The following is a 21,068-nucleotide window of genomic DNA, read 5'->3' as shown; positions in this document are numbered from 1 at the left end:
TTATTTTAGGAGGAGATTATTTTGGATTTTAAAGATTATATTCGTGTCATTCCTGACTTTCCACAACCGGGAATCAGCTTTAAGGACATTACGACATTGTTGAAAGATGGAGAAATGTACCGCAATGCGATCAATGAATTGAAAGTGATGGTTTCTGATCTCAAAATTGATGTCATTGCTGGACCTGAAGCACGTGGTTTCGTTGTGGGCGCCCCTCTGGCGTACGCTCTTGGTGTCGGTTTTGCTCCGATTCGCAAAAGTGGAAAACTGCCTGGAGAGACGATTGAAGTCGGTTATGATCTCGAGTATGGCAAGGATACACTCGCTATGCACACAGATGCGATTGAGAAAGGTCAAAATGTCCTTATCGCAGATGATCTGCTCGCAACGGGGGGAACGATTGCAACTTCCATCAATTTGATTGAACAATTGGGTGGGAACGTTGTCGGTGCTGCATTCCTGATCGAGCTGACTGATTTGAATGGTCGTGCTAAATTGCCTGAAAAAATCGATGTATTCACATTGATGAACTACTAAGTTTAAATCTCCACTTGGAGTGTTGTGATTAAAACCTGAATTGCTTTTCCCTTTTCCCGGGAAATAATATACAGCATTAATGATTATAAAAAAGCCTGTTCTATCCAACCATTGAGGTTGGATAGAACAGGCTTTTTTGATTTATATACGATACGGTGAAATTAATCAGGTGTTTTTTCAGTGATAGGCTGTTTCTGCGAATCGTCATTCAACCAACCCATTACTTCAAACAGTTTGAACAATAAGCTCATCAGGATTCCGACGATGGTTGCCAGTGCCATCCCTTTTAGATGAACGCCGTAGAAGACAACCTCAGTACCACTCAGTCCAATGACCAGTACAAGTGTGGTAAGCAGCAGATTGGTTGGCTTGGCAAAGTCGACTTTCTGTTCAACCAAAATACGCAGACCCGATGCTGCAATAACCCCGAAGAGAAGTAGTGATACTCCACCCATTACAGGTACAGGAATGTTGGCTACAAGCGCCGAGAATGTTCCTGAGAAGGAGAGCACGATGGCAATAACCGCTGCCCCACCAATGACATATGTGGAGTAGACGCGAGTCAGTGCCATAACACCGATGTTCTCACCATAAGTTGTATTGGGAGTAGATCCTACAAACCCGGAAAGGATGGTGGAGACCCCGTTACCAAGAAGGGAACGATGAAGACCCGGGTCTTTCGAAAGATCCTTGCCCACAATGCTGCTCGTTACAAGCAAATGTCCGATATGCTCTACGATAACGACAAGCGCTACAGGTAAAATGGTGAAAATAACGGACCAGTCAAATGTAGGTGTGGTTACGGTTGGCAGTGAGATGAAATCTGCATTTCCAATAGCTTGTTTATCAACCAGACCCATAGAGTAACCAAGAATATAACCAACTACAATACCGATTAGAATATGAATGATTTTGGGGAATCCACGGAACGTTACTGCACCAATGACCGTGATGCCAAGCGTAGCCAAGGATAAAATAATGGGTTTGGCTTGAGGCACCCAATTGGGGTTAGCCACGGGATCAGAATTAATCAATCCAGCCATACCAGCTGCAACAGGTACAAGCTCAAGACCGATCAGGGCAACGATAGCACCCATAACCGCTGGTGGGAATACAACATTGATCCATCCTGTTCCAGCATATTTGATAATAAGAGCTACGAGGCAGAACACAAGTCCTGTAATGATAAAAGCTCCAAGTGCCATGGAGTAGCCGTTCTCTGGATGTGTTTTCAATACTGAGGTGACAGGTGCGATAAAGGCAAAACTGGAACCAAGATATGCGGGTATCTTTCCTTTACACATCAGTATGTACAACAGTGTTCCAATTCCGTTCATCAGCAGGATCATACTTGGATCGACACCGAACAGGTTTGGTACAAGCACCGTACTGCCAAACATGGCGAACAAATGCTGAAGGCTAAGCAGTGAACCTGAGCCAAGTGGCATCTTTTGATTAACCTGAATTTCGCGTTGCAATGAATTTCATCTCCTTTTCCGAAACACAAACTTTCAATAGATTACAGAGTTTCTCTTAATTAAGCAATAACATTTTTGACGCAGCAGAGCGATGGAATTTATATTTTCATGAATTATCCTTCTATTTCAGCAAATAACGGCAATAATACATAAGAAATAAAAAATGCATTCAATCCCTTGTGAGTCATAGGGAAACCGGTTAAAAGTAATACAGAGCACCAATATAAAAAATGGATAAGCGCTCTTATTCGTCAGCAGTTGACGGGAAACGGGCGAAGCGTCATAATTATAGGAAATTACTTTTACGGGGAACCTGTGTTGCAGCAATGTCACGGGTTCCATTTGGTATAGAAAGGACACGGAACAGATCAGAATGGGCATAGAGCAATTACTCGAGAAGGCCGGGGCATATATCAAAGAACCCGATCTGGTGCGCATACGAGAAGCTTACGAATTTGCTGATCAGGCCCACCATGGACAGACGCGAAAATCGGGAGAACCGTATATTCTGCATCCGCTTGCGGTTGCCGACATTGTTGTGAACATGCAGATGGACACCATCTCCATAATAGCAGCGCTTCTTCATGATGTAGTAGAGGATACTACGGTCTCACTTGAAGAGATCCGCAATCATTTCGGCAATACGTGTGCCATGCTTGTTGACGGCTTGACGAAGCTGGAACGTATTAAGTTCCGCTCCAAGGAAGAACAGCAGAACGAGAACTACCGCAAAATGTTCATCGCCATGGCGCAGGACATCCGTGTCATCGTGATCAAATTGGCTGACCGTCTGCATAATATGCGGACACTCAAGTTTCAATCGGAAGAAAGCCAGCGCCGGATTTCATATGAGACGCTGGAAATTTTCTGTCCGATTGCGAACCGTCTGGGGATCTCTGCGATCAAATGGGAAATGGAGGACATCGCCCTACGTTATTTGAATCCGCAGCAATATTACCGTATTGCGAACCTGATGCACAAAAAGCGTGCCGAACGTGAGCAATATATCGATACGGTTATGGACGGAATTACGAACAAGCTCGATGAGATGGGCATTCAGGCAGACCTTTCTGGCCGTCCGAAGCATATCTACAGCGTGTTCAAGAAAATGACGACCAAAAACAAGCAGTTTAATGAAATTTATGATCTGCTTGCCATTCGTATTATTGTGGATAATATCAAGGATTGTTATGCTACCCTGGGAATTATACACACGTTATGGAAACCGATGCCTGGACGCTTTAAAGACTACATTGCAATGCCGAAGGCGAATATGTATCAATCGCTGCATACAACAGTAGTCGGTCCCAATGGCGAACCAACCGAGGTACAAATTCGGACATGGGATATGCACCGGACTGCTGAATTTGGTATCGCTGCTCACTGGGCATATAAGGAAGGCGCAGCGGCAGGTCCGCAATTTGAAGATAAAATTACGTTCTTCCGCGAAATTCTTGAACTCCAAAATGAAGCACAGGACGCGTCAGAATTCGTAGAATCGCTCAAAATGGATTTCTTCTCGGATCTTGTATTTGTATTTACACCAAAAGGAGAAGTCATTGAATTGCCAATTGGGTCTGTTCCTTTGGATTTTGCTTATCGAATCCATACGGAGGTTGGTAATCGGACCATCGGTGCCAAAGTGAACGGTCGAATTGTTCCGCTGGACTATCATCTGAAGACAGGTGATATCATCGAGATTTTGACGTCCAAACATTCTTACGGACCTAGCCAAGACTGGCTGAAAATTGCGAAATCTTCTCATGCACGAGCGAAGATCAAACAATGGTTTAAGAAGGAACGCCGTGAAGAAAACGTTGAAAAAGGTCGAGAGAGCTGTGAGCGTGAACTGAAACGCATGGGGCTTGATCCTTCTGCGTGGATGACGGATGACAAGTTGATGGAAGCTGCCAAAAAATATGCGTTTAATGATATTGAGGACATGCTTGCCGCTGTTGGCTTCGGTGGAATTACTGCTGCACAGATCGTAACCAAAGCAACTGAAAAGCTGCGTAAAGAGCAGGAAGAATCCAGTTTGCTGGAATTAAATTCCGAGATGCGCGAGCTGAAACCTGCACCTGAACGGAGAAATCGACCAACCAACGGCATTCGTGTCAAGGGCATCGATAATCTGCTTGTTCGATTTGCACGATGCTGTAATCCTGTGCCTGGGGATGACATTATCGGATACGTTACACGCGGACGCGGCGTTTCCGTGCACCGTAGTGACTGTCCGAATATTCCGACAAGTGCAGACGGAGAAGAAGCAGCACGTGTTATTGAGGTCGAGTGGGAAGAGAATATCGAAGCGAGTTACAGTGTGGATATTGAGATTACAGGCCATGATCGGAATGGCTTGCTTAATGAGGTACTTCAGGCTGTATCTGAAAGTAAAACCAATATTTCTGCCGTTACCGGACGGACAGATAAAAATAAATTAGCATTGGTGCACGTCACAATTCTGATTCGTAATACGGATCATCTGCAATCCGTTGTAGATCGGATCAAACGGGTGAAAGATGTCTATTCGGTGCATCGGATTATGCAGTAAGGAGCCTGTAAGATGAGGGTGCTTGTTCAACGCTGTAAAGAGGCTCAGGTGACTGTGGGAGACGATCTGACGGGTAAGATCGAATCCGGATTAATGTTGCTCGTAGGTATTACCCATGAGGACACGGAGAAGGATGCTCAGTATCTGGCTGACAAAATTAGCGGGTTACGGATATTTGAGGATGATCAGGAGAAGATGAACCTCAGCCTGCTTGATGTAGGCGGTGCTGTACTGTCCGTTTCCCAGTTCACCCTGTACGGAGATTGTCGCAAAGGAAAGCGTCCTAGCTTTGCAGCTGCGGCCCGACCGGAAGCGGCAGAACGTTTATATGAGACGTTTAATCAACTTTTACGAGATAAAGGGATTCAGGTTGAAACCGGCCGTTTCGGAGCGATGATGGATGTAACATTTACCAACTGGGGACCCGTGACTTTGATGCTTGAAAGTCCGGTTCGTTAGGAACCACGTGCATAATTTCTTCGGGTTCAGGCCATAATGAAGGATAATTCGTTGATGACTATTTTATGATCAAAGGAGTATCCAGCCAATTATGCGCCAATCTGCGAAAGAAACACGTATCCGTACAGAACCTTTGTTACTCCCTGGCAACCTGTATGAATCATTGCATCTTGCCCGTGCGGCTGCTGAGTGTGTTGCAACGATCTGGGCACTTGAGGATTCCGACAAAGGGAAACAGAGTCATCTTCCGCGATCTTGATTGTCCACACTTGTATAAACATCTGAAATTTGGATTATACAGATTTTGAAAAAGACCTGATTCCTCACCGAATCAGGTCTTTTTGTCATGAGTTGATTTTTATAAAATACTCGTTAGTCGATTTTCCTAGAAAATGAAATTACATCGGATTGTTATAAATTGCTCTGGTGAGGGTAATAACAAAACGAGGCACAACGAAGTGCCATTGTACTGCAAGGCCCGATTCATAAAGAAAGTTCGAACACGGAAAGGAGAACATACATTATGAGTAAAGTTGCTTTTTTATTGGCGAATGACTTTGAAGATTCGGAGATGCAGGTGCCGTATGACGAAGTAAAAAAAGCTGGACACGAAGTGGAGATTATCGGTTTAAAAGCTGGTGAGACCCTTAAAGGTAAAGGAGGAAAAGCCTCCTATACGACAGATAAGGCGATTGCTGACGCATCCGCTTCAGAGTATGATGCAGTCGTGATTCCTGGTGGATCATCCCCTGAGAATTTGCGAAGTGATGCGCACATCTTGAAGTTTGTCACCGAGATCAACAGTGCGAAGAAACCAATCGCGGCGATATGCCATGGTCCGCAGATTTTGGCTAGTGCCGATCTGTTGAAAGGCCGTACGATTACATCCTATCCACCGCTCAAGGATGACATGGTAAACGCAGGAGCAGAGTTCAAGGATCATGAGGCTGTTGTGGATGGAAACTATATTACATCCCGAACGCCTGAAGATGAGCCAGCATTTGTGCGTGAACTGCTAAAAGTGATTTAACTTCACCAGTTTTAACTGACATACATTGAAGTATTGTAACTACGTTACATCGTGACTTATACAAACTTCACGTTTGCATTTCATTCCGAAAAAGGAGGGTTTGACATGACAAAACATATTCAGGCGTATTTTCGAACCGAAGACGAGGCGGAGGGAGCAAGAACCTCACTTCAGACGTTCCGTACAGAGCATTTGGAAGTAGGTCAACTCGATAGTGCGATTGGTAGAGACACGCGGGTTATGGTACCACTGGTACCATATAATACTGCGGGTGGCGTAGGCACGAACGGAGCAATGGGTGTTGGTGCCGCTCCCGGTGTTCCAGCCAGCGAAAATGTGATCCCTGTGGTATCCAATGTGGATCGTGATGCAGAACGGGACTCTCGTGACAGAGTGAATGAGGATGGAGACATGCTGGATGCTGCGGACGTGTCTTCGGCCGATTATGATGATCTGCACTATGTTCTGTCTGCCAAAGTAAGGGATGAGGATTATGACGAGATTGTTCATAAGCTTCGTTCCAACCATGCCTATGTGGAAGAACTGAATTAACGTGTAGATCCCTTTTGCCCTTGCACTGCTTGACTACAGAGTCGAGTAATGTGCAAGGGCTTTTAATTATGTCTATACTTTTTAAAGAAATAAAGCGCTATCATTTTTGTAATATTACTGTAATATTAGTTACATAAGCCTTTAACATAGTGGGCTTATAATAACACACATGACCCCCTTTTTTTATATATCTTTTGAGCCTGCACACCGTGTGCAGGCTATTTTTTTGGAATGAAAATGTATATGTTTTGTGTAAAGCTTACCCCTTTATATAATTTTTGCTAGAATAGAGGAATGGATTCGAATATATTAAAGCCAGTTGTTTCATAGTTTAGCTTCATCGGATGGTATATCAAGCATAAAGCAAGCATTTAGCATTTGGGCTCAGGCGAATGCAATTCAACGACAGTGTGTATGAGGAACACATCGCCAGAGAGAACCGCCTTATTGCACATGAACAGTATAAAAGGAGTTTCGGGTTGTCTCTAATCCTTCTAATACTCGCTGAAACGCCCCCCGTCCTTATACAAGGGCGGGGTAGCCGTTCTGCTTGCTCGCTGGAAACTGCAAATCATATAGAATGCCTCGTACGAGAAACGGCACCTAAATGTTAATGCAACTGTGTTCTCATACAACTGGCTAGTGACAGATTTAAGGGGGAATTAGTTTTGAGTAAGGTTGGAAGAAATGAGTTATGCCCATGCGGAAGTGGGAAAAAATATAAGAAGTGCTGTTTGAATAAGGAGTCCTCACCCGCAGAATCTATACTGCGCCTGATATCAACGGAGCAGCCTGTCCAAGAAGCTACAGTTCAGCCTGAGAGCAAGCTGACTCCAACCAAACTGAAAAGGATGGTAACGCAAGAGCTGAAATGGGAACATCCTTCTCACGAACAGTTGGCCCTGGAGCTGATTGAGAACATGCGGAACCAATACGAGGGAGAGCTGATTTCGGAAGCTCTGATGTTATGGAACGGTTATTCCCGCCAGACGCGCCCCACTGTGAAGAAGACAGGTTCCTTCTGTGCTGCAATTGAATATTTGCTGTCCGAGGAATACGGCTTCAATGTCTCAAAACCTGATATGGCCACTAAATATGAGGTAACGACAGGTACGATCTCCCGGAAGGTCAATGAGATGTTCAGTTACATTGAAGAATACGGAATGGGCGGCGAAACGGACGAGCTAATGGTGCTGAACGGTCCAGGTACACCAAAGGACAAAGCGGAGGCTCTGCTACATAAGGCGAGGGAAGCCAGTTCTGCCAAACGCAGAATACAACTGGCGAAAACGGTGCTGGAGGTATATCCTGACAGCTCGGATGCATATCTTATACTGGCTGAGGAATCGGACAACGAATCAGATGCACGGGCTTACCTCAAGGCCGGAATTGCTGCTGGAGAACGCGAACTGGGTGACCTGTTTTTTGAGAAGAACAAAGGGCACTTCTGGGGGCTTCAAGAGACTCGTCCATATATCCGGGTATGCAAAAGCTACGCGGAATCTTGCTGGTTTGGTGGGGATACCCAAGAAGCTGCACAAACCCTGGAGCGTATGTTGGAACTTAATACAGAAGACAATACCGGAGCACGTTATCTGCTCGCTGCTGTGTATTTGTACAGCAACCAATTGAAGCATGCAGAACAATTGATGGAGAAGTATGGAAAAGGTGGCGCCTCAACGGCCTTTGCCTATGACCAGATCATTCTGGAGTATAAGAAAAATGGAATAACCTCGCAGCTCGAAAAGCTGTACCGTGTGGCTCGGGGGATGAACAAACATGTGCCGGATTACCTGCTGGGTTTGAAACGCCTGCCGCATAACCTCCCTGATTTTGTCGGAATGGGCGATTCCAATGAAGCGATTGAATATGTCATTATGCACTCCCGTCTATGGGCGAGCATGCCTGATCTGCTGAAGTGGATGCTGAAACAATAGAGTTATGTAGGGATTGGAGTTGGAATTCGTTTGAGGAATCCAGCTTCTATCCGCCATAATTGGAGTGTACTCTCTATCCAGTACGGCGTGTGCTTAGAATTTTTTTAATGCTATCTTTTCATGTTAACCCTTGACTTTAGCACTGCGGTTCATTACAATCAGAAAATAATACGTTGACTATAGTCAATACAAGTCGATTTTTGAACTATATTACTGATTTGATGACGGGACCAAGTACTCCGTGCCCACATGACCAGAGAGGAATCCCCAGGCTGTAAGGATTCTCTTGATGAGCGGACGAATGACTTCCCCGAGAACAGACGGCGAACATGGCAGACATGATCTGTTAAACAGTAGCCGGCCTGCGCAGGACGTGCGTTACACGTAGAGCGGAATATCTGCTTGATCAGGGTGCAATAGGCAATCCTGAATCATCAGAGATCACCTGAACGGCTAAAGTGTCAGGTTTCCGAAATGTGGGTGGTACCACGGGTGAATGTATATTACACAATCTCTCGTCCCTTTGTTTGCTGTATATACAGCGACAGGGCGAGGGATTTTTTTGTTATATAAGTTGATTTAAAAGGAATACACAAAAACGGAGAGGGCAGAAAAAACCTGTAAAAGCGAAGCGTTCGCCTGAAAGCTTTCTGAAAGAAAGCTGCATCGGAAGCATATGCTATCACCGGATTTTCACATTTAGAATGAAAATTTAAAAAATCTGAGGATAACAGCGATTGTAAGGTTGTTCTGCCCGCGCAGTGATCACGTGTAGAATTTTTTAACTTTTAGAGAAAAAAATCAATGCTGGAGGGATCAAGATGGCTTTTCAAAAACCGACGGGGACGCAGGACTTACTTCCTGGAGTTGTCGAGAAATGGCAGTACGTAGAAGAAAAAGCACGAGATCTGTGTCGACGGTTTAATTACCGCGAGATTCGTACACCGATCTTCGAACAGACTTCTTTATTTGTACGTGGTGTAGGAGAGACTACCGATATCGTTGAGAAAGAAATGTATACCTTTGATGACAAAGGCAATCGCAGCATGACTCTTCGTCCAGAGGGAACAGCCGGTGTTGTCCGTGCGTATGTAGAGAATAAAATCTACGGCGAACCGGATGTGAGCAAGTTGTATTACATCGGTCCGATGTTCCGGTATGAGCGTCCGCAGGCAGGTCGTCAGCGTCAGTTCCACCAGTTTGGTGTAGAAGCCATCGGTGCACTGGACCCGGCGATTGATGCCGAAGTCATCGCACTGGGCTACCAGTTGTGTGTAGAGCTCGGCTTGAAGGATGTTAAAGTGGAGATCAACTCCGTTGGTAACTCGACCAGCCGTGCAGAATACCGGGAGACGTTGCTTGGGTTCCTCAGACCAATGAAAGACAGCCTGTGCAAGGACTGTCAGTCCCGGATGGAGCGTAATCCGCTGCGTGTACTCGACTGCAAAGTCGATCAGGACAAATTCGTAGGGGCACCGTCCATACTGGACAGCCTGGATGAAGAGTCTTTGAGTCACTTTGCCAAGCTGCAGGCATACCTGGATGATTTCGGAGTAGATTATGCTGTGAACAATCGTCTGGTACGGGGCTTGGATTATTACACGCTGACTGCGTTCGAATTAAAAGCCCAAGGGATTGGAGCAATTGATACGGTTGGTGGCGGTGGCCGGTACAATGGTCTCGTTGGAGATATCGGCGGACCTGATCAGCCGGGCATCGGCTTCGGTATTGGTCTGGAGCGTATTCAACTGATTCTGGAGCACCAAAATATTGAGGTGACTACGCTCGCTCCACTGGATGTGTACTTTGTTGCTCTGGGAGAGGCCGCTGATCGTGAAGTGAACCGACTGTTGTTCAAAATTCGTCAGTCTGGACTGTCTGGGGAACGTGATTATCTGGGCCGCAAGATGAAAGCACAGATGAAATCAGCTGATCGTTTCAAATCCCGCTATACCGCCATCCTTGGTGATGACGAGCTGGAGCGTGGTGAGATCGCCCTCAAGTCGATGGATACGGGAGAGCAACAAACCGTGAAGCTTGATGATCTGGTATCAGCCATTCGCGAAAGTAAATAAGCACGAACTGTAACATGGAGATTAAAACGTTCGATTAACACATTGATCCGGCAAAATTACTGAGGTTCATCAACGTTTCCAACGAATTGGGAGCTGGTGAGCCAGAGGTAACAAGCCTTTTCGAATACATGGTCTACACGTAACCGGACTGTTGAAGAGCAGGTAATAACTGTCCATACAGAACGGAAATTCACATAATGAGGAGTTTGGTTATGAAAAGAAGTCATCATTGCGGCGCATTAACACCCGCACACATCGGTGAAACAGTAACATTGAACGGTTGGGTTCAAACCCGTCGTGACTTGGGGGGCGTACTCTTCATCGATCTGCGTGACCGCAGCGGGATTGTACAAGTTGTCTTTAACCCGGCTTATTCCGGCGAAGCTCTGCAAATTGCAGATCGTGTACGTAGCGAGTATGTTATCGCTGTAACGGGTAAAGTCGTTAAACGTGATGCAGAAACAGTGAACAAAAATCTGCCTACCGGCGAAATTGAAGTTCAAATCACTGAAATCGAAGTGCTGAACGCAGCCAAAACACCTCCATTCTTCATCGAAGATGGTGTAGAAGTGGATGAATCCCTTCGTTTGAAATATCGTTACCTGGACCTGCGTCGTCCGGAAATGTTCGAAACACTGAAACTGCGTTCCAAAGCATCCAAAGTGTTCCGTGACTATCTGGATGGAGAAGAGTTCGTTGAAGTGGAAACACCAATCCTGACGAAGAGCTCCCCGGAAGGTGCGCGTGATTATCTCGTACCGAGCCGTGTGCATGAAGGTGAATTCTTCGCTTTGCCACAATCCCCACAAATCTACAAACAATTGCTGATGGTGGGTGGACTTGAGCGTTATTATCAGATCGCTCGCTGTTTCCGAGATGAGGATCTGCGTGCAGACCGTCAACCTGAATTCACGCAAGTCGACATCGAGACTTCCTTCCTGCAACAGGATGACCTGCTGCCAATGATGGAAGAACTGATGGCTAAATTGTTGCGCGAAACCAAAGGCATTGAGCTGGAACTGCCTTTCCAACGGATTACGTATGCAGATGCAATGGGTAAATACGGTTCAGACAAACCAGATCTGCGTTTCGGTATGGAACTGGTTGAAATGAACGATATCGTAGCAAACAGTGGTGTGAAAGTATTTGCTTCCGTCATCGGAAAAGGTGGAGAAGTGAAAGTGCTCAACGCTAAAGGCTGTGGCACATGGAGTCGTAAAGAGATCGATGATCTCGGACCATTTGCTGCACGTTACGGTGCGAAAGGTCTGGCTTGGATTCAAGTAAAAGACGGCGAGTTCAAAGGGCCAATCGTGAAGTTCTTCACGCCTGAAGAGATCGAAGCTGTCAAAGAACGTACAGGTGCTGAGGATGGCGACTTGTTGCTCTTCTCCGCAGACACGAAAAAAGTGGTTGCTGACGTACTGGGCGCATTGCGTCTGAAAATCGGCCGTCAACTCGGCCTGATCGATGACAGCAAATTCAAATTTGCTTGGGTTGTGGACTTCCCACTCCTTGGATATGATGAAGACGCCAAACGTTATGTGGCAGAACACCATCCGTTCACACGTCCAAAAGACGAAGATGTACATCTGTTCGACACAGATCCGGGTGCTATTCGTGCTCAAGCCTATGACCTTGTTCTCAATGGTTATGAAGTAGGTGGCGGTTCGATGCGTATCTACAAACGTGACGTTCAGGAGAAAATGTTTGCTGCCCTTGGACTCTCTCCAGAAGTAGCGAATGAGAAATTCGGCTACCTGCTGGAAGCATTCGAATATGGAACTCCACCGCATGGCGGAATTGCTTTTGGTCTTGACCGTTTGGTGATGTTGCTGGCGGGCCGCACGAATTTGCGTGAAACGATTGCCTTCCCGAAAACGGCAAGTGCAACGGATCTGCTGATGAATGCACCTTCCGAAGTGGATGACTCGCAGTTGGAACAACTTCATATTCGCGTAGCCCGTAAACCGGTAGCGGAAAAGAAATAAAGGAGGCATCGATTCTCAATGCTCCATCAATTTTCAAGAACAGAGCTTGCGATCGGACCTGAAGGTCTGGACGCATTGAAAAATAGTACAGTCGCTGTGCTCGGTATTGGCGGCGTGGGTGGAATTGCTGTAGAAGCTCTTGCCCGTAGCGGCGTTGGACGCATCATTCTGATTGATAAAGATGTCGTGGACATTACCAACATCAACCGCCAGATTCATGCGCTGACCACAACAGTGGGACAGAAAAAAGCGGACCTGATGGTGGAACGGGTGAAACTGATCAATCCGGAATGTGATGCCATTGCATTGAATATGTTTTACACGGAAGAAACGTATGAGGAACTGTTCAAATATGAACTGGATTATGTGCTGGATGCATCCGACACGATTATCTACAAAATCCATCTCATTAAAGAGTGCCTGAAACGTAAAATTCCGATGATTTCCAGCATGGGTGCGGCGAATAAAATGGATCCAACGAAATTCCAGGTTGCGGATATTTCGAAAACGACCATGGACCCGATTGCCCGTGTTGTGCGTACCACACTTCGTAAAGACGGCATTAAAAAAGGTGTAAAAGTGGTCTTCTCAACTGAAAAGCCGATGAAACCGCGCGAGGACGTAACCCAAAAAATCGTTCCCGAGAATGCTCCGGAAATTCGCAAGGCCAAACAGCCACCTGCGAGTAACTCATTCGTGCCTCCGGTAGCCGGACTGATTATGGTCAGTGTTGCGATTAAGGATTTGTTAGAAATTGCAGAGAACAAGCAGCAATAACTTGCTGCCAACAGAAGAAGCGTAGATGCCCTTAAGGCATCTGCGCTTTTTTGTATAATTATACCCCGGAAGATAGAGCGGATGAGACATCAAACGTCTATGATAGACGAACCGCATTCCTGAAGAAATGTCAGAGTTACGTCATGTACTTCAACGTCAAAACCGTGTATGATATTCACTGCTGCGCGAAATGATGATACATACATAAAAGAATTTGCGGCTAGAGAGAGGGGAATAGAACGAAATGAAACACGGATGGATGGCCAGACGTCTTGGCATGGAGCCAGGAGACCAGTGGAAGAAGGAAGTTGTGGCGGGAGCCATTTCCTATTTTGCCGTGGTCTATATCGTTATGGTCAATGCTACAATTCTTTCCGATGCCGGAATGCCTTTGCAGGCAGCTATGGTTGGAACCCTGCTGACATCGATCGCAGGCTGTTTACTCATGGCATTTGGCGGAAAATCACCGATTATCGTTGTACCCGGAATGGGGATTAATGCATTTTACACGTATACACTCGTACATTCCATGAAATTAAGCTGGCAAGAAGCGCTGGCCGTTGTAACCGTTACAGGTATATTGTTTGCCATTGTTGCGTTTACTTCTCTATACAAAATGATCAGCGAAGCCATTCCCAAAAATCTGCAGCATGGTATTACGGTGGGGATTGGTTTGTTCCTCACGTTTATTGGTTTGCAAAAAAGTGGAATCGTTATCGCGCATCAGACGACATTTGTCGCGATTGGTCACTTTAATGATCCGAATGTCATTACAGCCTGCGTTACGCTGGTGCTGGCCTTGATTTTATTTATCCGTAATGTGCAAGGCGGACTTCTAATTAGTATTTTGGTCGGGACAGGTCTTGCCTATGTACTTGGAGCAGTGAACCCGGGTGAATCCGTATCAGCGATGGATGCGCTACGTCAATATGGCGGTTTGTTTGGTGAATTGTCCTTGATGAAGCTGGCTGATGTAGCATTCTGGATCGCGGTATTTTTGCTGCTGCTGATTGTGGTGTTCGAAAATATCGGTTTAATTACAGCTCAGACACAGATGATTGGTCGTCCGAAGCGCTTCAAGGGAAGTCTGCGGGCACTATCGATTAGTACCGTGCTGGCAGGCATATTTGGAAGCAGTCCTCCAGTGGCCGCCGCCGAGACGACAGCTGGTATTGCCGCAGGTGGACGCACAGGGTTAACTCCGCTCGTTACAGCCGTGTTGTTTGGGGCAACCTTTTTCTTCATCCCTCTGCTCGGTTACATTCCAGACAGTGCGATTGCACCCATTTTGATCATTATTGGCGGTCTGATGGTGCAAGGTGTGAAAGATATGGACTTTGGTGACTTTACAGAGGCTTTTCCTGCTTTTCTGATCATGGTCATGATTCCATTCACATATAGCATCGTGGACGGGATGGCGTTTGGATTTATTGCCTATCCACTTGCGAAGCTGGCAGCAGGTCAGGGTAAACAGGTGCCTGTGGTCATGTATGGCATATCCATCCTCTTTTTGGCCAATTTTGTGCTGCACGGCATCTTGTAAAGTTGTGTTATACAACAAAAGGCAACGTTATATAAGTTCATACGTATGATTTCTGGTGAGCAGATGTAGAACGGGAGGAACGGGAATGGAAGAACAGCAGCAAGCAGGGCAGAAGGAACCGAAGGTAGGAAAAAAAGGATTTAAGGATTTCGTCAAGCTAATCGCTTCCACGAACCCGCCAAAACTGATTCTGATCCTGGCCCTCATCCTGACCTTGATTCAGACGACGGCCGGACTGATTGTGCCACTGATGACCAAAGGTCTGATTGATGGACTAACCACTTCGGCACTGAACAAATCGGTTATTTTATTGTTGCTCGGTGCATTTGTGATTCAGGCGATTGCCTCGGGTATCAGCATTTATATGTTAAATTACGCAGGACAACGTGTGGTCGCCACACTTCGCACGAAGCTGTGGAACAAAGTATTATCGCTGCGAATGCCATATTTCGATCGCAATCGGACAGGCGATACGATGAGCCGGATTACGAATGATACAAGCCAGATCATGACGTTGATTGCAGATTATCTGGTCTCCTTTGTGTCGAACATCGTTGCCGTTGTAGGTGGGGTGGCGTTACTTTTTTATTTGGATTGGGTGATGTCACTCATTATTCTGAGTCTGGTGCCACTTACGCTGTTGATCCTGTTGCCAGTGGGGAGGAAGATGTACAAAATCTCCAAGAAACAGCAGGATGAGATGGCAGGTCTTACATCCGTACTTAGTCAGGTTATTGGTGAGATTCGCTTGGTCAAAGCCTATGGAACGGAGAAACAGGAATCAGAAGCCGGGGATTCCCGGATTCGTAAAATGTTTGCTTTTGGCTTGCAGGAAGCACGCATCCTTGCGCTGATCGGTCCTTTGTTTACATTTGTCATGACGGCAGTATTGGTCGTTATTCTTGGTGTAGGGGGAATGCGTGTAGCGTCTGGTATGCTGTCACCAGGTGAACTGGTCGCCTTTATATTGCTGTTGTTCCAGGTCATTATGCCAATGGGGCAGTTCACAACACTATACTCCCGTTTGCAAAAAGTTGTAGGTGCGACAGAGCGCATACAAGCTATTCTTGCTGATGAGGAAGAGCCGCATCACAGCACCAAGGTAGCTCCAAAAGGAAATGAGACGATTGCGTTCCATGATGTACACTTTTCCTATGTCACAGGTGAGGAAGTGTTGCACGGAATTAATCTGACGGTACCTACACGTAAAGTGACCGCGATTGTTGGTCCAAGCGGCAGTGGTAAATCAACGCTGTTCTCCTTGATGGAGCAGTTCTATATGCCCGATTCAGGCCACATATCGTATGGGGGACAAGCGATAACGGACTATTCCTTGTCCTCCTGGCGCAGCAAGATCGGGTATGTGTCTCAGGAAAGTCCGCTTATGGCGGGTACGATCAAAGACAATATCACGTACGGATTGGACCGTGAGGTCACGATGGATGAGATCCGTCGAGCTGCCGAGATGGCTTATTCTGCCGACTTTATCGACAAGTTGCCACAGGGATATGAGACGGAAGTAGGCGAGAGGGGAATTAAGTTATCCGGGGGACAACGTCAGCGGATTGCTATTGCTCGTGCCTTACTGCGCAGTCCGGATATTCTCATGTTGGATGAAGCAACATCCAGTCTGGACAGTACCTCGGAGTATGAAGTACAACAGGCTCTGTCCAACCTTATGGAAGGCAGAACCACGATTGTGATCGCGCACCGGTTGTCTACAGTGGTGGACTCCGATCAGATTGTTGTACTAGAGCATGGACATGTGACCGGAACAGGAACTCATGCTGAATTAATTGGCAATCATCCGGTATACCGTGAATTAGCACAGAAACAGTTTGTGGCACAGGAAGGTCAAGATTGAATCAGAACTAGATCGATTATTGTTTTTCAAAGATAAGGTTCAAATATAGTTTTACTTAAGACCGTTGTTCATTCGTTCAGTACGAGCGTGAGCAACGGTTTTCTTGTATGAGTTCATTCAGGTTGCTGTAGCTTTTTTTACATCAATATGATATAGTGGGTATCCTTTTGCGTCGTCAGTGATTGGTGATGCAGAGCAAAACATATTCTTAGGAGGTAACTGAAACATGTCAGACAGCTTTCAAAGTGCCTATCAAGAAGAAGAGTACAGGTTAGAGCGAACGATGGAGGAAGTGGACAGTCAGTTGCAACGACTGCAAAATATTCCGGTGTATACCGGCCACGACTTCACAGAACAAGTGCTGGAAGCCGGACGCGAAGAGCGCCGCACCGCCTTGTCCAAGAGCGCGCAGCAACCCTATTTCGGACGCTTGGATTTCGAAGAACAGGGCAGTGGTGCACGGAAACCGCTGTATATTGGCAAAGTCGGCGTAGACCGCGAAGAGGTGGGAGAGCATCCGCTCGTCATCGACTGGCGTGCTCCTGTCGCCAGCCTGTTTTACTCATTTACAGGAGGCGAAGCCTCCGCAACGTATGAAGCCCCGGAAGGGCTAATTGAAGGTCTGGTGTACCTGAAACGAAACGTTGTCATTCGACAGCGGATATTGGAACGTGTGGCGGATACATATAACCGTGACAGCGACCAGCCAGCGGTATCGGATGAATTCCTCGTTTATCGACTGGGAGAGAACAAGGATAACAAGCTCCGTGATATCGTATCTACGATTCAGGCGGAGCAGGATCTGATCATTCGTGCGGCGAGAAACACCGCATTGATCATTCAGGGTGTGGCTGGATCCGGGAAAACAACGGTTGCCCTGCATCGACTGGCCTTTTTGCTGTATCAGTACAAGGAGCAGGTATCTGCGGAGAAAATGGTTATTTTTGCACCCAACCACATGTTCCTGGACTACATCTCGGATGTGCTCCCGGAACTCGGAGTAGGGGACATCCAGCAGCGGACATTCCCGGATTGGGCGATGAACCTGCTGGGGCTGGAGATGCCTTTGGCGAATACGTCAGATACGCTCAACACCTGGTTCGAAACACCAGATGCACGGCCTGAATTGAATGATGATGTACCTGGACGGTATAAAGGATCGATCCGTTTCATGGAACTTATTCGAGAGTGGCTGTCGGGGATGGAAGCGGACTCCGTACCGGATATGGATTTCAGTCCATGGGATGGTAAGGTGCTTAGCAAGACGGAGATTGAGAACTGGTTCGGTGAGGAATACAAACATTATCCGCTGGCCAAACGCAAAGAACGGGTCATGGCGCGGGTTCACCGCTGGATTGAGATGGAACTTAAGAAACCAATGCCAGAAGCTGTGCGTAAAGAACGCAAGAAAAAAGCATCTACTCGTGAGAAAGCTTATGCCAAAAAATGGCCTCAATACGAGCCGCTTACGTTATACAAACAGCTGTTCAAAGCTGCAAAGGGTGGCACAGTGCCAACCTCGCTCAGCGGGCTTATTCCAAAATTGGTCATGAAACAAACGGCAGCAGATCTGAAGCAGGATATCGTCCGTGAAGAGGATCTGCCTGCATTGGTATACATTCATACATTGGTTCATGATATTGAGGGTTCGGAGCGGTTCGATCATGTCGTAATCGATGAAGCGCAGGACTTTTCCCCTTTTCATGTGGCGTTATTGGATCAGTTCGTCAAAGGGCATTCCTTCACCATACTGGGTGACTTGTCCCAAGGGATTCATGAGTACCGTGGTGTTCATGCGTGGGATGAGATGAGTTCTCTGTTTCCTGAGGAGCAGAATGCATACTTTGCATTGACCCGAAGTTATCGTTCAACGATGGAAATTATCGACTATGCCAATACGATTCTGGAACGTGGTGTCAAGAGCGGAATTACGGCGATCCCTGTTTTCCGTAGTGGTGATCCGGTTCGGACATTGGCTTATGGAGGCGAAGGGCGGACGGCAAGTCTGGAGCAGGCTTTGAAGGTGTTAACGGTCAAAGACTACCGAACGGTCTCCATCCTGACCCGTACCCTGCATGAAGCAGAGGAACTTCATCGTGAACTGCAGGCCGCAGGCTGGGATCTGAACCTGATCGACGGTGGCAAAAAGCAGTACACGGGCGGACACTCCGTTTTACCTGTTTATCTGTCCAAAGGGTTGGAGTTTGATGCCGTTATCGTGGCAGACGTAGATCAGAAGCATTATCTGCCGAATGCCGGTGATGCGAAGCTGTTGTACGTGGGGTGTACACGGGCCTTGCACGAATTGTGGCTCTTCCATGATGGTGATTTGCCAGGGTACGCGGCCGCAACACATAATCCGGGCGGCGAGCCTGTAACCATTCAAGGTTGGCCAGAACTTGGGTGAATAAAGTCTGTTAAACATTAAAAGGCATGACGTTCATGGGGAAATGTCCCATAAGCGCATGCCTTTTCTGCATTTGTGCAAGAATGCTTAAACCTCTGAGAAAGAACGACAGTGGAAGTTTAGGGTTATGTTACCCTATTTCCCATTCTGGACGAGCGACGGTTCACCAGGAATATGCCGACAGCAATGAGTAAACCACCTGCCAATGCAAACCACTGGACATGTTCTCCCAGCAAGATCCAACTCGACAATACACCAAAGAATGGTGCCAGGAACAGATAGGAACTGGTTTGAGCCGGATCACTATGTTGCAGCAAATAAAACCAAAGCGAGAATTGCATGATGGAGCAAACAAGCGTTAACCAGAGCAGTACGATAACCGAGGTGGTATTCACTATAAAGTGAGGATGTTCAGTCCATACGCTCAGTAGAAGAAGCGCAGCACCTCCCGCGAGCATCTGATAGGCTGTTAAGACAAAAGTATCGTAGTCATCGCCCCAGCGTTTGATAAGCATTGTGGACACGGCAAAGGAGATCGCACCACCGAATCCAATCCAGGTGCCAGGACTAAAACTCATCTGCCATCCAAAGGTTAACATAATCCCCATGAAACCGAGCATAACACCGATCCACTGACTGAAGCGGTAGGTCAGTCTATATAAGAGAGCACTGAGGATAATGACCAGCAACGGATTGGTAAATGTAATAATGGCCGATTCGCCAGAGGTAATCCAGTTCATGCTGTAGTAGGCGCAGCCCATCACTCCTGCGGATTGGAACAGGCCAATGAGGATTATTTTCAACCAAGACTGCCACTGGGCAGGTAATGGACGTTTACGTAGATACCAGGCCATCAAGCTGCCTGCCAGTACATAACGTAGACCCATGAGCAGGAAAGGTGGAGCATATAACATACCGATCTTGCCGACTGGAAACGAAGTACCCATGATTAGCGTTGTCAAAATGATCAAAATTGTATACTTCAAGGGTTGGATGGTGCGGATACTTTTTTCATGTCTGGAGTTCATAACGTTTGTCCACTATCTACAGTAATGAGCTGCCCGGTCATGGATTGCTGTTCAAGCGCAGCACAGATCATGTGTGCGATATCCTCAGGCGAGGCGATTTTCTGCAATAATACTTCTCCACCGAGACGATGCATTCGCTCCTCGTTTCCAGCCCACCACCTTGTAGCAACTGCGCCAGGGACGATAGCATTCACCCGAATGTGTGGTGAGAGTGCATGCGAAAGGGATAAGGTCAGGCCGTGAACTGCCGCTTTGGAGACGGCGTAAGGGAGGGATGAGCCAGAACCTGTACTGCCTGCAATGCTGCCCAGATTCACGATGGAACCCCCACCAGCCTGTCTCATGCCTTCCGTCACTGCACGCACGCAATGAAACGTGCCTTTCACATTCACATCCACCAGCTCATTCCAGACGTCATCTGTAACAGACTCCAGGTCGTGCAGAGGGATGTACTGCGTGATTCCGGCGTTATTTACAAGTGCAGTAATGGGGCCATAGGTTTCAGTTATTGTATTGACCATGCGCCGGACATCAAGATCATTGGCAACATTAGCTTGAACGGCGAATGCATGGCCGCCCGTATGCAAAATGTGTTGAACAGTCTCGCTTGCTGCATGTTTGGAGCGCGAATAGTTGACGGCGACCAACGCTCCACGCTTAGCCAGCATTAGACTTACAGCACGGCCTATGCCTGTTCCGCCACCTGTGATCAAAGCAACTCTATTTTTCCAGTATGTCATGCCGAACACTCCTTATCATCATCCAGTCAGAGGACTGGTTAGGGATCTACATGAATTGTAGTTCGGTTTGCACATGAAGTATAATGATTGGTAATGAAG

Annotated in this window: 16 protein-coding genes; 13 read left to right on the top strand and 3 right to left on the bottom strand. The window is 46.8% G+C overall.

The genetic code is table 11. From position 1 onward, the window contains the following. Positions 1-21: 21 nt before the first annotated feature. Complete coding sequence (locus NLBNIHML_RS10555) at positions 22-537, top strand: adenine phosphoribosyltransferase (RefSeq protein WP_124115601.1); 516 nt, start codon at positions 22-24, stop codon at positions 535-537. 161 nt (positions 538-698) lie between these two features. Here the strand turns inward: NLBNIHML_RS10555 and uraA are convergent, their stop codons facing one another. Beyond that, positions 699-2,015 carry a uracil permease gene (gene uraA / locus NLBNIHML_RS10550; protein ID WP_494354346.1) on the bottom strand — a complete coding sequence of 439 codons (1,317 nt, stop codon included), beginning with the start codon at positions 2,013-2,015 and terminating at the stop codon, positions 699-701. Between the two features lie 373 nt (positions 2,016-2,388). On the opposite strand from uraA, the gene NLBNIHML_RS10545 reads away from it, so the two are divergent. The 12 genes from NLBNIHML_RS10545 to NLBNIHML_RS10490 all read left to right on the top strand — a co-directional run bounded on the left by NLBNIHML_RS10545 (position 2,389) and on the right by NLBNIHML_RS10490 (position 19,201). Further along, the gene (locus tag NLBNIHML_RS10545; RefSeq protein WP_339237014.1) at positions 2,389-4,566 is read left to right on the top strand and encodes a RelA/SpoT family protein; all 2,178 of its coding nucleotides are present in this window, start codon (positions 2,389-2,391) and stop codon (positions 4,564-4,566) included. A gap of 12 nt (positions 4,567-4,578) precedes the next feature. After that, on the top strand, positions 4,579-5,025 hold the full coding sequence (dtd, locus tag NLBNIHML_RS10540; RefSeq protein WP_339257003.1) for a D-aminoacyl-tRNA deacylase: 447 nt from the start codon (positions 4,579-4,581) through the stop codon (positions 5,023-5,025). A gap of 91 nt (positions 5,026-5,116) precedes the next feature. After that, a complete protein-coding gene (locus NLBNIHML_RS10535) occupies positions 5,117-5,284 on the top strand; it encodes a hypothetical protein (RefSeq protein ID WP_253440218.1) in 168 nt (55 codons plus the stop codon). 264 nt (positions 5,285-5,548) lie between these two features. After that, positions 5,549-6,055, top strand: a complete 507-nt coding sequence (locus NLBNIHML_RS10530; RefSeq protein WP_339237008.1) for a type 1 glutamine amidotransferase domain-containing protein — start codon at positions 5,549-5,551, stop codon at positions 6,053-6,055. Positions 6,056-6,160: 105 nt separating this feature from the next. Continuing rightward, a complete protein-coding gene (locus NLBNIHML_RS10525; RefSeq protein WP_215074538.1) occupies positions 6,161-6,607 on the top strand; it encodes a hypothetical protein in 447 nt (148 codons plus the stop codon). A gap of 668 nt (positions 6,608-7,275) precedes the next feature. Then, positions 7,276-8,544 (top strand): SEC-C metal-binding domain-containing protein, encoded by a 1,269-nt coding sequence (locus NLBNIHML_RS10520; protein WP_339257002.1) that lies wholly within the window; start codon positions 7,276-7,278, stop codon positions 8,542-8,544. 821 nt (positions 8,545-9,365) lie between these two features. Continuing rightward, positions 9,366-10,619 carry a histidine--tRNA ligase gene (gene hisS, locus NLBNIHML_RS10515; protein ID WP_339257000.1) on the top strand — a complete coding sequence of 418 codons (1,254 nt, stop codon included), beginning with the start codon at positions 9,366-9,368 and terminating at the stop codon, positions 10,617-10,619. A 212-nt stretch (positions 10,620-10,831) separates the two neighbouring features. Beyond that, the gene (aspS, locus tag NLBNIHML_RS10510; protein ID WP_494354345.1) at positions 10,832-12,610 is read left to right on the top strand and encodes an aspartate--tRNA ligase; all 1,779 of its coding nucleotides are present in this window, start codon (positions 10,832-10,834) and stop codon (positions 12,608-12,610) included. 18 nt (positions 12,611-12,628) lie between these two features. Further along, positions 12,629-13,387, top strand: coding sequence for a tRNA threonylcarbamoyladenosine dehydratase (locus NLBNIHML_RS10505; RefSeq protein WP_091020457.1), 759 nt, complete (start codon positions 12,629-12,631; stop codon positions 13,385-13,387). 244 nt (positions 13,388-13,631) lie between these two features. Further along, positions 13,632-14,930, top strand: a complete 1,299-nt coding sequence (locus tag NLBNIHML_RS10500) for an NCS2 family permease (protein ID WP_494354344.1) — start codon at positions 13,632-13,634, stop codon at positions 14,928-14,930. An 85-nt stretch (positions 14,931-15,015) separates the two neighbouring features. After that, positions 15,016-16,794: an ABC transporter ATP-binding protein gene (locus tag NLBNIHML_RS10495; RefSeq protein ID WP_494354343.1), complete on the top strand. Its 1,779-nt coding sequence runs from the start codon at positions 15,016-15,018 to the stop codon at positions 16,792-16,794. A gap of 226 nt (positions 16,795-17,020) precedes the next feature. Continuing rightward, positions 17,021-19,201, top strand: a complete 2,181-nt coding sequence (locus NLBNIHML_RS10490) for a HelD family protein (protein ID WP_494354342.1) — start codon at positions 17,021-17,023, stop codon at positions 19,199-19,201. Positions 19,202-19,326: 125 nt separating this feature from the next. Here NLBNIHML_RS10490 and NLBNIHML_RS10485 read toward each other — a convergent pair whose 3' ends face one another. Both NLBNIHML_RS10485 and NLBNIHML_RS10480 read right to left on the bottom strand, forming a co-directional pair. Next, on the bottom strand, positions 19,327-20,229 hold the full coding sequence (locus NLBNIHML_RS10485) for a DMT family transporter (RefSeq protein WP_494354341.1): 903 nt from the start codon (positions 20,227-20,229) through the stop codon (positions 19,327-19,329). Next, positions 20,226-20,969 (bottom strand): SDR family NAD(P)-dependent oxidoreductase, encoded by a 744-nt coding sequence (locus NLBNIHML_RS10480; protein WP_494354340.1) that lies wholly within the window; start codon positions 20,967-20,969, stop codon positions 20,226-20,228. Before NLBNIHML_RS10480 ends, NLBNIHML_RS10485 begins: the two co-directional genes overlap by 4 nt. Positions 20,970-21,068: the final 99 nt, after the last annotated feature.

Source organism: Paenibacillus sp. JNU01 (genome assembly GCF_059130585.1).
This window is presented reverse-complemented; position numbering and strand designations above follow the sequence as displayed.